This is a genomic window from Alexandriicola marinus (genome assembly GCF_004000435.1).
GTDB lineage: Bacteria > Pseudomonadota > Alphaproteobacteria > Rhodobacterales > Rhodobacteraceae > Alexandriicola > Alexandriicola marinus.
Genome location: NZ_RBVZ01000027.1, coordinates 1 through 12,643, shown reverse-complemented (window position 1 = coordinate 12,643; position 12,643 = coordinate 1). Strand labels below are relative to the sequence as shown.

Annotated in this window: 9 protein-coding genes; 2 read left to right on the top strand and 7 right to left on the bottom strand. The window is 59.5% G+C overall.

What is annotated here, in order from left to right; genetic code table 11:
- Positions 1 to 45: 45 nt before the first annotated feature.
- Both EP376_RS21960 and EP376_RS21950 read right to left on the bottom strand, forming a co-directional pair.
- Positions 46 to 4,236 (bottom strand): sacsin N-terminal ATP-binding-like domain-containing protein, encoded by a 4,191-nt coding sequence (locus tag EP376_RS21960; protein ID WP_127657634.1) that lies wholly within the window; start codon positions 4,234 to 4,236, stop codon positions 46 to 48.
- Positions 4,237 to 4,719: 483 nt separating this feature from the next.
- Complete coding sequence (locus EP376_RS21950) at positions 4,720 to 8,019, bottom strand: TM0106 family RecB-like putative nuclease (protein ID WP_127657633.1); 3,300 nt, start codon at positions 8,017 to 8,019, stop codon at positions 4,720 to 4,722.
- A 105-nt stretch (positions 8,020 to 8,124) separates the two neighbouring features.
- On the opposite strand from EP376_RS21950, the gene EP376_RS21945 reads away from it, so the two are divergent.
- Positions 8,125 to 9,108: a helix-turn-helix transcriptional regulator gene (locus EP376_RS21945; RefSeq protein ID WP_127657632.1), complete on the top strand. Its 984-nt coding sequence runs from the start codon at positions 8,125 to 8,127 to the stop codon at positions 9,106 to 9,108.
- A 22-nt stretch (positions 9,109 to 9,130) separates the two neighbouring features.
- A complete protein-coding gene (locus tag EP376_RS21940) occupies positions 9,131 to 9,796 on the top strand; it encodes a HEPN domain-containing protein (protein WP_164745039.1) in 666 nt (221 codons plus the stop codon).
- Between the two features lie 194 nt (positions 9,797 to 9,990).
- Here EP376_RS21940 and EP376_RS21930 read toward each other — a convergent pair whose 3' ends face one another.
- From EP376_RS21930 to EP376_RS21910, 5 genes are all read right to left on the bottom strand, one after another.
- The gene (locus EP376_RS21930) at positions 9,991 to 10,248 is read right to left on the bottom strand and encodes a hypothetical protein (RefSeq protein ID WP_127657631.1); all 258 of its coding nucleotides are present in this window, start codon (positions 10,246 to 10,248) and stop codon (positions 9,991 to 9,993) included.
- Positions 10,245 to 10,919 carry a YcbK family protein gene (locus EP376_RS21925; protein ID WP_127657630.1) on the bottom strand — a complete coding sequence of 225 codons (675 nt, stop codon included), beginning with the start codon at positions 10,917 to 10,919 and terminating at the stop codon, positions 10,245 to 10,247. The genes EP376_RS21930 and EP376_RS21925 overlap by 4 nt, the downstream gene beginning before the upstream one ends.
- A 73-nt stretch (positions 10,920 to 10,992) precedes the next feature.
- On the bottom strand, positions 10,993 to 11,283 hold the full coding sequence (locus tag EP376_RS21920) for a DUF6127 family protein (protein WP_037207576.1): 291 nt from the start codon (positions 11,281 to 11,283) through the stop codon (positions 10,993 to 10,995).
- Between the two features lie 19 nt (positions 11,284 to 11,302).
- Positions 11,303 to 12,379, bottom strand: coding sequence for a DUF2793 domain-containing protein (locus EP376_RS21915; RefSeq protein WP_127657629.1), 1,077 nt, complete (start codon positions 12,377 to 12,379; stop codon positions 11,303 to 11,305).
- Positions 12,380 to 12,389: 10 nt separating this feature from the next.
- On the bottom strand, positions 12,390 to 12,643 hold a 254-nt coding region (locus EP376_RS21910; RefSeq protein ID WP_420837140.1), incomplete at its 5' end, for a hypothetical protein.

Genomic DNA, 12,643 nt, shown 5'->3' with positions numbered 1-12,643 from the left:
CAAGTGGCGGTGGGAACGGGACCGCGTTCTAACCTTCTCCAGCCTTCAAGTTTGTTTTGCTTTAGCGTGGTGCGCTTTGGGCTGCTCTTCAGCTGGGGGATCGGCGACTACCAAGTCAAATTCCTCTCGACCGTTCACCTTGTCGACCAACAATTCTCTTTCTGTCCGTATCGCGTCTCCCCGAGCGGAAGGATTGCGCACAACAGTCAGCTGGGCTTGATCGCGACCTCCTTCGCTAAAGCTGATCCGATATATGAAGTATCGTTCACCCAGGTTGTTTGCGGCTAGCCATTCATTGTCCGAAAATCGAACACTGCCGGACTTTGTCTCGATAAAACGGCTGACCAGTTCGATTCTTGTCGGATTTTTCAGAAACGCCGAACGATCCTCTTCGCTGTCAAAAGTAAGATAGTCACAGCCAAAAGCCCTTGTGCCCTGCAGGTGGGCAACCAACTGGGGCCAACGGCCGTTAACGCGTTCGAACGCTGCAGTCCAATGCTCCGCATCCGCCGCACGGTTTGGGTCGGTACCATTTGGATTTGGGACCTGACCTGTAGGCCCAGAAACGCGTAGCGTGCGTCGCGGGAAAGACGTGCGCTCCAACGATGTATTGCTTTGCGGCTGACGCTGTTGAACGGTCAACTCGACTTCGGACGGTTTGGCTCCACTTGGAACCTCGTCCGGGTCTGGTCCCGACTCATGGTTCCCGCTATCCGCCGTGGATGAAGCTTGCCCATCGCGTGAATTGTGCGCGGCCACTGCCGGACCAGCAGCCATCGTCTCCGCATCTACGTCTGGTGCAAACGGAGAGACAAATGCGTGATCGACGCCTCCGATCAATGAAGCAAGTTCGTCCTCGCTAAATGAAGGTAGGGCACGTTGAAGATGGGCGCGACGCAGCGCATCCGTAGAAGACGCCAAAAAAGGCATAAAATCTGCTCCGCTTTGTAGTTCAAAAAGCTCCGCAAGCCCATCCGCCACTGCATGGCATCCGAGATCCATCACCTCTTCAAAGCTTCTGGTTCCATCGACCGTAATGACCAATGTGTCACCATCGAAGCTGTGACGCCATGGGTCCAATTTCTCGACGATCTTGGTGCCGTCGATTGACAGCTCCATTTCGGCATGAGCCGCGACCTTAAGCTGAACTGCTTCTAGGCGACGTAGATGAGTGCCGTCAGGAGATAGCGCTTTGCGCAGTGCCGCTATATAAGGCTTCGATAGATCAAAGCGTGACCGCAAAGTTATTGAATCGCCCTCTACAACTTCGTCCACGGAGCAAATCTTGAGATTGAGGGCATCCTTCTGCAAAGTGGCGACGCCGAAACGCGCCATCACCTGTTTGGCATTCCGACGAGACGGTAAATCAAGGAGGCGCAAATGGGACTTTGCAACTGAAGGGAAGTCATCACGCTGAGCGTAAAAAACTCCCTCCCGTTCAGCCCAAATCCGGCGTCCTCCAAACTGGACAGGTAGTTTTCCTTCTGCACGAAATGTAATTCCGTCCACTCCCCCAAGCTCCGGATCAAACGTTTCTCGTTCCAAGATCTGGAGAAAAAGTCTGCTCCCTACCTCTGGCTTGACCTGCCTTGATGGAAGTGACGCAAGAAGCCGATACACCTGAGATTCAGGGAGGTCATCCAGATTTCGCACCACGCCTGCACGCTCAAGGCCTCTCCGCCAATGTGCCTTATCGAGTCCGAATTCTATCTCGCTAGTCGAACTGCGTGCACGGGGCGCCTGGAATAGTGCGGAGAGAACTCCCGGCTCGATCATTGCATCTCTCGGGGCATGGCGCAGTCCGTCTTGGCAATCAAGCCACGCGCTCGCCTGGATATCGAGATGAACCGTGTTGGGGAGAGTTCCCGGATATGCCCTAAACTTTGACAAGCCATTTTCTCGAGCTTCCAACCTAACGCTGAAAGCCGGAATGGGGGCAAGTGGATCAAGCCGCGGGTCATGAGCGAGCCATGCTAGAATGGCCTCGGCTGGTGCATCGCTGAGAATACGCTCAAGTCCGTCGACAGTGTCATGAGCCGCATTTACCGTGTAGCCCCACGATAGATCCGAGCTTTTGATTTCTCTTGAGGTGTTTCCGTCGGTGACCTGAAAGCTCTCTGGCACCGCGTCAATCACCGATTGACGCCATTTCACAGGCAGAGGCTCGCTTATCTTACGCGGCCATGGGTTTATACCGAGCCATATGAGGAACTCGACCAAATCATCAGGCTCTTCGCCGAAGCCATTTTCGAGTGGGGTGCCGATTAGCAGTTCGGGCTGACCAGGATACAGAGCCGCCGTGGTGCGTCCAACTATTCCGTAATGCTCAGAGAGATGAACGGTTGTTATGTCGCGCCATTGTCCATCTTTGCATCGCACCCGAAAGACCCCTTGAGGCGTGTTTCGGCCCCGGTCATGAAGAGAGTAAACGGTGGCCAACAAACTCGCTTGCAGATGGTCGGGATTGCTTCGCTTCTTCTTCAGAAGATCCGTTACTCTGCTGCGAAGCGCCGCGATAACGGCTTCCGCGCTGTACTCGACGACCCGGAACCCCTTCAACGAGTGGATTTTGTCACGGACGACGTTGCCCGATGCCTCAGCCAGAAGTTCGGTCCAAAGCTCTGGATGGATGAAGCGCGCGTTCGCCCAATCGGGAAGCCCGTGTCGTTTGGCTTCATCGGAGGGAGGAGGAAATGCCGTGGCCGTCGATGACATTTCCTTGCCTTTAATGTCGACCAACAAACGCCGATCGTGTTGGTCTTCTGGAAAGGCCTTCGCGATGCCGACTATCGTCTTTGCGCGCTCGGAAAAACTGAGATCTGCGGCCCTAAGTGTATTTAGAATGTCTTTCGTGCTCACCATCGGCACACCCAGTTCGTGCCTCAGAAGCGCCTCTGCGTCGGTTGAACTGACGCTGGCGAGTTGGCCAAAAAGCCGTGCTGGCAGGTATTCAGCGTAATTTATTGGACCAATTCGTGCTTTGTCGGGTTTGCGCCAAACACGATCCATACTCCGCACGATGGGTAGATCTTTTGCCCGCAGCCATGCGGCCTCTGAGACTGGCTTCAGCGCGTCTGGAAATTCTTGATGCGCAATAAGCCAGTCCAGCGGTTCGGAAATGCGGCCCATCTTGCGGAGCTCGGTGAGCATCTCGGCGTGTAGACGACCAAGAGCTCGCAGAACCTCGATGTTATGCTGCGAATCTTCATTGATCGTCTTGCGGCTAGAGTCGAGTTCCAGCGTGGCGTGGAAGAGGCCTGAGAACGGTAGCGGCAGAGAGGTTGGGAAGAAGCTGTGCAACTTGCCAGGCGCGTTCGTTTCGCCAGACCTTATCGCTATGGCGAGTTCAAATTCCCGTACGTTTTCTCCCTCTCCAATAGTACCTACTCGTTGCCTGACGATCCAATCCTGAGTGCTGGCCTCCGAACCACATTCGAGCAACAGCGATATATCGCCATCGTCTTTCACGCCCTTTGTCCATCGCTTCTCATCGTGGCCGGGCAGTCGAATGCGGATCTCGTCCAACGCTCGGACGAACAAGAGAAAGCTAGGCTGGAACTGAGTAGCTTGCTCAACGACCCTCTTCAGTGCGTTGGTGCTGCCGAGAGGTGCGGCGATAACTGTGTCGTATCCATCTTCCCGAAGTCTACGTGCATGCCGCACAACAGCTTGCGTGCCGCAATCACCCAGTGAGTCTAGTTCCGCACCGGTGGCGGGAAACACAAGCAATGGCGGTAAGTTGGGGTTATCCCCGCTGAAGCTGGCAGCAATCTCAGCGTTCTGATGAGCTAGTTCAGTAACCAAGGCGCGTGCGTGGGTCCGCGAGAACCCCAACTCAAGCGCACCACTGCTGATGATGGGGGCCTCAGTCCAATTCAGGATCGCACGAAACCCTAGCCCCTTCGCGCCGATCATGCGCGCGGCGCGCGTTGGTTTGTCGCTGGTGTGTGCTGTCATCAGGGACGCGACACCACCTTTCCGGAACGGCTGCCCGGTGTTAGCGACGTACAGTGCATCCTGCGTCACCTCGATTAGGACACGTCCTGATCCACCCACCTCACTTGCCGCGTCGGCCGCGTTTTGAACAAGCTCCAGAAGCTCACGACCAGCATAGTCTGCCGTGGTCTGCTTTTCGGTGCGTGAATGGCCTAAAAGGAAGGCGGGTTTCTCGATATACGCCTTGCACGTAGATTTCAGCTCAGCTGCAATGAACGCAGCCCAAGCCTCGCCTGTCATGTGCGTTTCGTGCGCTCTGGCGCTGCTCTCTTGGTTCACGGACATTGAGTGCATCTCAGGTCGCGCCGCATAAGACTGTTTTCTTTTAATCCGTTGCCAGAAATTTCACTATTCATTTGCTCGCCTAACCTTTGACCCTATCACCGCGAACAAAACGGTTAGCCGATTGCTTCCTTGATCGTCTTTCCATCACTGGGCCTGCGCCAGCTTTGGGGTCCACTGCAGTTTCCATCCTTGACGATGCCCCCGGCCACACTGGAGCTGCCAAAGAGGTGATCGCACGAAAACGATACAAGTCCGGGTCGCTGTCCGGGACGAGGACACCCCGCCGAACCAGACGGTCACGCTCTTCGCGATCCCTCTTCACACGAGGGGAGCCTTCTCGCATCGCAGTCGAGTCCTTGCGGACAAGGAAGCCACCGGACTCGGGGCGGCCATAGGCTTGAGCCTTCTGCGGACGCATTACAAACCAATCGTTCTCGCTCATGCATTCTCTCTTTCGTTTAATTTGATCAATGGCAGAGCACACAGCGTATTCACCAGCTGCATTTGCTCAACAGTATTACACTTCGCCTCACGCAATCGCGGAGCTCCAAATACCAATGCGAGGCCCTTGGCGCGTGATACCGCGACATTGATGCGGTTCAGCGAAAACAGAAATTCCATCCCGCGCGAGGTTTCTTCGGCGGAAGATGCGGTCATGGAAACCAGGCAGACCGGCGCCTCCTGACCCTGAAACTTGTCCACGGTTCCGACGCGAACACCCAATGGAAGGGCATCCCGCAGAGCGTTCACCTGAGCGTTGTACGGAGCGACGACAATGATGTCCGTCTCGCGCATCGGCCGCGTGCTGCCGTCCTTCTCCGTCCAGCTGCCGTCAAGGAGTTCAGTAACGGATTCGCCAATAGCGGCGACTTCTTCCTGTGCGATCTGTGCATTACCCTCATGCAGGACCGGCACCCAGAAAGCTCCGGTTTCGGGGAGCGCCGTGCCTGCCACGCGCTGGTGAGCGGTATCAGGATGGCTGGTCAGTCGGCCTTCATAGACCTGTTCCGAGATGAACCGACAGACTTCAGGATGCATACGCCGGGATGTGGGAAGGAAAATTCCCCGGTCGGCTGGAACCGTCGCATGCTCACCGAGCATCCAATCCAGACACGACAGGTTCGCAGGCTCGGGATGCGCTCCTTGAATGACCTGCGGCAACTGGCGTGGGTCGCCCACAAGCACGATGTTTCGCGCGGCACGACCCATGGCGGCCATGTTGGCAAGCCCGACCTGACCTGCCTCGTCCACGAACAGCCAATCAAAGGCCTGAACATTTTCGTCGCGAGAGAAGAACCACGCGGTGCCGCCCACGACATGCCCGCCGTTGGCGGCCTCTGCGTTGTCGGTCGTACGATGAACATCGCAATCTTCGGGATAACCATCCTCGCTGCCAGAAACCTTGTGCACGAGTTCGAGATTGATCGGCAGGTCTTCGTCTTCCAACGCTGAAAGACAGCCCATCAGCACATTCCTGATAGCCTCGTGGCTGTTGGATGCGACGCCGACGCGATGGCCCTTGCGCACCAAAGACAGGATCGCGCGTGCACTCACATAGGTCTTGCCGGTACCAGGTGGCCCCTGAATCGGCAGGACCGTTCCATCCATGTCATTCACCACGGCAATAGTGCCCGCTACAGGTTCTACCCCGCCCAAAAGATCGCCTCGTGGGCCTGAGCCTAGACGCGGTGCAGCGCGCGACAGCAGGTCGTCCACCGCCGTGTACCGGCGCGCCCCGCACTGATCGGCGATCACATCGCGCAAAGCACCGGCAATGACACCCGTCTGGATCGGCCAGTCCGGATGCAGCGTTAGCTGATCCGCCAGAAGGTCGGCCTTGCCGGGACCTGCTTTGACCGTGATCTGGCGGGCGCGGCGATCCATGGTCTCGATTCCGACCGTTGTCGGGGGACTGTCGAACACCGGAACCGTCGCCTTCTTACCGCTCCGCAGTTTCGTTTCCTGTTCGGGATAGGTGTATCGGCGCGCAAAGGATCGCTTGACGGGTTCGACAGGGCCCGCTGCCTCAAGCCCGCCAAGCGCATCGAGATCGTCGAGCAGATCATCTTCGTCCTTCGCAGCGCTATCGAATACGGCCCATTGCGCGGGCTTCACCTCGCGGCTGTGAAAAACGCCGAGGTTGAACAACATATCCTGCCGCGCCTCCGGCAAACCTGATGCTGCCAGCAAGTTGCGCAGAGCTTGCGTATCGGCGTCATCTTCGACCTCTTTATCACCTGCATCCGGGGCAAGTGTCGGCCAAGGGCCAGCAGGCCGGATGCCGACCAGCCAGTCGCGCAATTCCTCGGTCGAGATACAGTCGACGCGGTTGTAATCCTCGATCTCGTCCAGAATCTGCTGGTCCTGCGTTTCGCGCCAGCGTTCATAGGCCACGACCGAGCCACCCGCTGTTTTGACCTCGCCGTCGCGCTTGCGGTCGTAGAAAGCCTCCATCGACTTGATGGAATAGTTCGGCTCCGACCCGATCAGCCCGCCGCGGACCACGGCGAACAGATCAACGAAGCGGCGTTCCCTCAACAGCCGGTCGAGAAAGGCCTCACCGATCCCATATTTGGTGGTCAGGCGTTTCAGCGCTGTAATCTCGTATGGCGCGTAGTGGTAGATGCGAGCATTGGGATACTGCGTGATCCTCGCGCGAAAGAACGCCAGCAAGTCGGACAATGCCCGCGCCTCGGCATCGTGGTCATGGGCCCAGAACGCTTGGAACTGCCCGTCGAACCAGATGCCGTGCAGATATTCGAGGCCACCCTCGTAGTGCGGGTCGCCTTCGATGTCATAGAACAGGTCGCCCGGCTGCGGTTTCGGCAGGAGGTCGAAGCCTTTTCCAGGCTCGGGTGCCCGCAGTTCGAAATCTGGCGCCCCCGTTTTGCGGGCCTGCTGCAGGCGGGCTTGAGTGACCAAACGGGCCAGCGTGTTTTCAGCCATGCCGCGGATTGGGCGATCCAGCGTTGAGAGACCCTCCAACGTGTCAACGCCCGCGGCTTCCAGTTTTTTCACCTGACCACGGCTGATATTGGCGACATTGAACAAGCTGTCTTCGGCCTGCCAGACACTGTTGCAATGATCAGCCCAGCGGCACAGACCGCAATCGGCACATGGCACCGGGCGTGTCGGCTGCGGGTCAGCGACGAAGGCTTCCAGCCGCACGCGCGCCATCCGTGCATAGGCAGAGTAGTCTGCCAGGCGCAGCGTCGCGCGCGTGCCGTCGCCCAATTCGACATGCGCAAACTCGGGCACCACCCCCTGAATTTCCGCCAACAGGTCGGAATACAGAACCAGCTGAAGCACATGTTTGGGATCAGCCCGACGTTTCAGCTTGGTGTCGGCCACTTCATAGCTGAACGATCCAAGCGCCGAGGGTGTCTCGACACGCTCCAGGAAGTCAGACCAGCCGCCCCAGTTCCCCGACAGAAACGCGCCCTGAAACACCACATCCGGACCTTCGGTAAGCGCTGCGCGCGTGGCTTCAGCGTTTTCACCAAGCTTGCCGCGCTCGATTTCCATGACCGTGCGTCCGGCCTCCTTGAGATGTGCAAGGTGCGCGGCCTCGTGCGCATCGCCCTGCTTTTGCAACAATGCTGCGTCCTCGGTGTCGTCCCCCGGCTCCGGGCCCGTTCCGCGCATATGTGCCAGATCAAGGGTGGTCGCATGTGCGCACCCTGTGAAGCGCATGAGATCCGTGGCGGACAAAAATATGCGACCGTCGAGATCCCTCATGGCTACTCCATTACCTATGCAAATCAATCTCCAAGGGAATCACCTCGACAGACCGCAAGGTCATCAATACCGTTTGAGGGTGTCAATTTCTGGCATGGAGATCAAATGTCTTTTGCAAAAGCGCAGGATTTGCTTCGCCTTGCCCAGATGGCGGCGTCCCGCAGAGGTGGCGTCAGCCTTGAGGACATCTGCGCCGAGTTCGACGTTTCGCATCGCACTGCTCAACGGATGACTGAGGCTCTCGAAGCAACTTTCGTGAACGTCTCGACCGCAGACGATGCGGAAAGACGGCGTTACTGGCGGATGGACGCCCCGTTGCCAGACCGACTGCAGCCCCGACAGGAAACGGCGATCGAAGCGCTGGAAATCGCGACACGTACCGCGCGCGATGAAGGGCGAATACGGCACTCGCGCGCTCTGGAGGATCTCCGTGACGGGCTGCTGGCGCGATTGAATCCAAGGGACGCGCTTCGGTCGGAGGCCGATGCAGAGGCAGTGCTGGCTGGATTGGGCCAGGTCACGCGCCCGGGCCCTACCGTTACGCTGAAGCCTGCCGTGACAGATGCTGTCATCGAAGCGCTGCGCGGTCCCTTCAGGCTGCGCGTCAGCTATGGCGCGCAGGGCGCTGCGCCGCGTGTGATCGAGCCGCATGGCATGCTACTGGGGCACCGCAGCTATCTCGTCGCACGGCAACCCACGCGTGGAGTAGACATCCTGAACTTCCGCATGGATCGGATTCATGAAGCGGAGGTTCTGAACGAAAGCTTCCAACTGGCCTCGGGTTTCTCCTTAGAGACCTATGCCGCTCAGGCGTTTGGTGTCTATCAAGACCCCGAACAATACGGCGAAGTCGTGTGGCGCTTCTCACCGGAAGCCGCTGAGCGAGCCGCCGAATTCCTTTTCCACCCAACCCAAGTTGTCGAGCCTCAGGACGATGGCAGCCTGATCGTCAGGTTCAAGGCGGCGGGCTGGCTGGAAATGGCATGGCACCTCTATCAATGGGGCGACAAGGTAGACGTGTTGGCGCCCCAAGGCTTGCGCGAATTGATTGCGGGCCACCAGAGGTCGGATTTCGACGCTCTGCCATGACGATATTGAATAGGAATTTACTATGAAAAACGGTCTCGACCATGCAGCCTTGAAAGCAAAACAACGCGCCATTCGCGAAGGCTTCCCCGAAACTATGGGGCTGCGCGCTCACCGCGCCATCAGTTGGATCGGCCGTGCAGAAGCTTGTGGCGAGGATGATGATGCGCGTTTCATTTTCCTTTGGGTCGCATTCAACGCGGCATACGCCGACGAGCAGGAGTTTCAGGCTGTCGCCCCGGGAGAACGCGCTGCTTTCGTCGAGTACTTCGCTCGACTGGTCGCCCTTGATCAAGACCAACGCATCTACAAGGCACTGTGGCAGCGGTTTTCCGGTCCTGTTCGGATGCTCATGGAAAACCGGTACGTCTTCAATCCCTTCTGGCAATACCACAATGGGATTGGCGGGTTTGAGGATTGGGAGGAACGCTTCAAGACCTCAGCCCGATCATTCGCGACATCATTCCAAGCGGGTGACACCGCGCGCGTCCTGAGCTTCGTCTTCGACCGATTGTACGTCCTGCGAAATCAACTCGTCCACGGAGGATCGACCTGGAACAGCGGCGTCAACCGGGCGCAGGTTCGGGATGGCGCTGAGATTCTTGGGTTTCTGATGCCTGTTTTCATCGACATCATGATGGACAACCCAAATGAAAACTGGGGCAAGCCGTTTTATCCCGTCGTCGAATAGGTTCGAAACGGCCTATGCTCATCACGTTTCAATTGGATATGCACACCCGAGCTTGGTCTCTCATGACAGCATAGTCCGCCATCATCTCGACAACGGCCGATCCGTCCGGCAGCATCTCCAATTCTTCGGCCGCCCTAGACTGAAACTCCCTGCTGTATTCCACAACCGGTGGACACACGGCCACGCCGCCTGATTCAAAACCCGCCGTCGCGCAACCGGTCAACAAGCTCGTCGCGATTACGAGGACGGCGAGCCGCAGCCTCCAGCATCGTTCGCTGAACTTCATTGGCTTTCTCCCTGGTTTCAAGGCGTTCCGCCAGGCGACCAGCGCGTTCGCCGGAGCGGCGCAGGGTCAGCAAGAACAGAAGGATCGCAAAAACTGTGACGCCGTAGCGGAGCGCTGCGCGTGCCCATGCCGATCCGGCGAGCGCAGCGACAAGACCACCAATCATCGCCGTCCCCGATTCCAGTCATCGAGCCGAGCGTAGATCGTGACCGCGATACCGCCGAGCGCGACGGCGATGAACACCCAGCGGAGCGTGTCGAGGTACGGCACGAGCGGCAGGATGGCGGTCTGGGTCTCTGCCAGGACGCCCTGCGCCACCTCGACCCCGGCTGCGCCCAACGTTGCCACGCCAGCCGCGCCTCCGCCCTTCATGGTGCGGCTGTCGGCCAGCACTTCGCGCGCTGGTGGAGTTTCTTCGGCGAACGCAGTCGCGCGGACTGGGAAGCGCTCGCCCCATTGGCGCGTGGGGCCGAGATCGACATGCATGAACCCCGAGCGCGGATAAAATCCAAACCCGAGGAAACCAACCGCACGTGCGGCCGTCTCGAACGCCGCCGGATCGTGGTTCGTCATGGCGATGTCGAAGGCCGCACCGTCCATGTGCTTCGACCGGGTTGCGCCGCCGACGGAGCGGTTGTGTTCGGGACTGCGAAAGGCAGAACGGACGATCAGCGGCTTGCCCAGCCGGTCGCGCAGTGCCTGCAGCTTGTCGAGTGCGGGTTCGTTGACAAGCAGCTTGCCGGTGCCGCGGCACGCAATTTCGGCCGGGCTGAAATTCGGCCAGCGCCAGGCTTTCTCCGGCACATCGCGCCAATGGTCGTAAAAGGTCGTCGTCATGGTATCCTCCAGAAACGAAAAGACCCGCCTCGGAGGCGGGTCGATTGGACTGACAGTTTGGAGTGGCGAGCGGCTATGGACCGCCACCGAAGATCTTGAGCTTGATCGCGATGCCCGCGAGCAGCGCCAGCATCACGCCGGTGGTGATCATGCGGACGGCGGTCTGCATCGCGGTGCGGCGCACCAGCCGGACGCAGTCGAGCAATGATCGCAGATCCCGTATATCGAGCGCCGCTTCTTCACCGTCGAGACCAACATCGGCGAGCGCGCGCTTGGCGCCTTTCTCGGCGGCCCGTGCCAGCATCGCCTCGAACTCGGCGTCGGGCATGCGCACGAAACCCTGATCGGATCGGGGTGGTGTCATGAGGTAATCCTCTCTCCGATCAGCCGATCTTGCAGCCCCAAAGGGACGTGTGATCGGCCGCGAAATACCCATCCTGCGCGCGGAAATACCCATGGAGCTCAATGGTATCGCCCGCCACCAGCGGCACCATCGTCTGCAGCCAGAGGGCCGTGGCTTCCGAGACATGCGCGCCACTGATCTCGCCATAAGACCCTCGGATTTCGGTCCCGCCGTTTAGCACGAGCCGCCCGCGCATCCGGGCCGAGGTGCTGGAATTGACCTTGTAGAGCAGCGTCGCGCCGAAGAGGTAGGTGCCGTCCACGGGCGCTGTGAACAGGTTGGTCCCGGCATCAAAGGCACCCTGATCGTTATAGTCGGTGTTGTTGAGGCCGATCTTCGTCCAGCTCCCGACGCCGACATAGTTGTCGTAGTTGGTGTACGCCTTGAAGCGCGGCAATCGCGGCTGATCGACGATGCCGTTCGCGTTGTCGACGCTGAGCCCGTCGAAGAAGGTGCTGCCGTCGGCGGAGACCGCAAGCCGGAACCTGTCGGAGCCGAACAGCCCGACCAGCGCCTTCGTGACGAAGCCGGTCTGCAGCGTGAGCCCGAGATCGTCGCCTGCGGCCTCCTTATTCATGGTGTAGAACAGATCGCCGGTGCCGCCCTCGGCGACGGTCTTCGCCGTCCAGAGCGCAGCATTCAGCTTGGCCGAGAACGGGTTCGACGCGTCCGCCGTGGTGCCCAACCCGAGAAGCGCCATGTTCTGCAGCGCCGCCGGTGTGGTGCCGACCCAGCCCCCGCCGTCATAGACGAGCAGCAGGCCCTCATCCTCGACCCATGCCCGCCAGCCAGTCCGTGGCGGCAGCCGCAGCCAGGTGCCGTCGGTCCAGAGCGCGACGTTCCGGTCCCAGCCCGCCCAGTCGCCCGTCGCGCCCGAGCCGACGATGTAGCGGTCGCCATCGGCCGGACTACCAGGCGGCGCGGTCAGATCCCTGTCGAGGACGGAGAGCTGGACGAGCCCGTCGAGGATCCGCAGCGCCTCGTTGTGGGTGACGTGCTTCTGGGCCTGCGCCGCAAGGATGTAGGGCAGCAGGAGATGGGTCGTGGCGTCGGACATGGGATGGCCTTCAGAACGTGAGCGTGACGGTTTTCGGCGCGCCCCGCCCGACAAGTGCGGAGAGCTGGTAGATGCGGACGGTGAGGCTGTCGCCGGTGGCGAGCGGTGCGCCCCAATCGGCGGTCTGGTCTGCGGCGGTGTAGACCGCGCTGGTGGTGGTCGTGTTCAGCACCCGCTCCACGGTTGCGCCGTCGAGGATCTCGACCTCGTAGGCCTCGGTTTCCTCGGCGAGTGGCACGTCGACCGCGCCCCAGTTATCGGCCG

Coding starts and splice junctions, on each gene's coding strand:
- EP376_RS21960 (WP_127657634.1), bottom strand. CDS start 4,236: ATGACAGGCGAGGCTTGGGCTGCGTTCATTGCAGCTGAGCTGAAATCT.
- EP376_RS21950 (WP_127657633.1), bottom strand. CDS start 8,019: ATGAGGGATCTCGACGGTCGCATATTTTTGTCCGCCACGGATCTCATG.
- EP376_RS21945 (WP_127657632.1), top strand. CDS start 8,125: ATGTCTTTTGCAAAAGCGCAGGATTTGCTTCGCCTTGCCCAGATGGCG.
- EP376_RS21940 (WP_164745039.1), top strand. CDS start 9,131: ATGAAAAACGGTCTCGACCATGCAGCCTTGAAAGCAAAACAACGCGCC.
- EP376_RS21930 (WP_127657631.1), bottom strand. CDS start 10,248: ATGATTGGTGGTCTTGTCGCTGCGCTCGCCGGATCGGCATGGGCACGC.
- EP376_RS21925 (WP_127657630.1), bottom strand. CDS start 10,919: ATGACGACGACCTTTTACGACCATTGGCGCGATGTGCCGGAGAAAGCC.
- EP376_RS21920 (WP_037207576.1), bottom strand. CDS start 11,283: ATGACACCACCCCGATCCGATCAGGGTTTCGTGCGCATGCCCGACGCC.
- EP376_RS21915 (WP_127657629.1), bottom strand. CDS start 12,379: ATGTCCGACGCCACGACCCATCTCCTGCTGCCCTACATCCTTGCGGCG.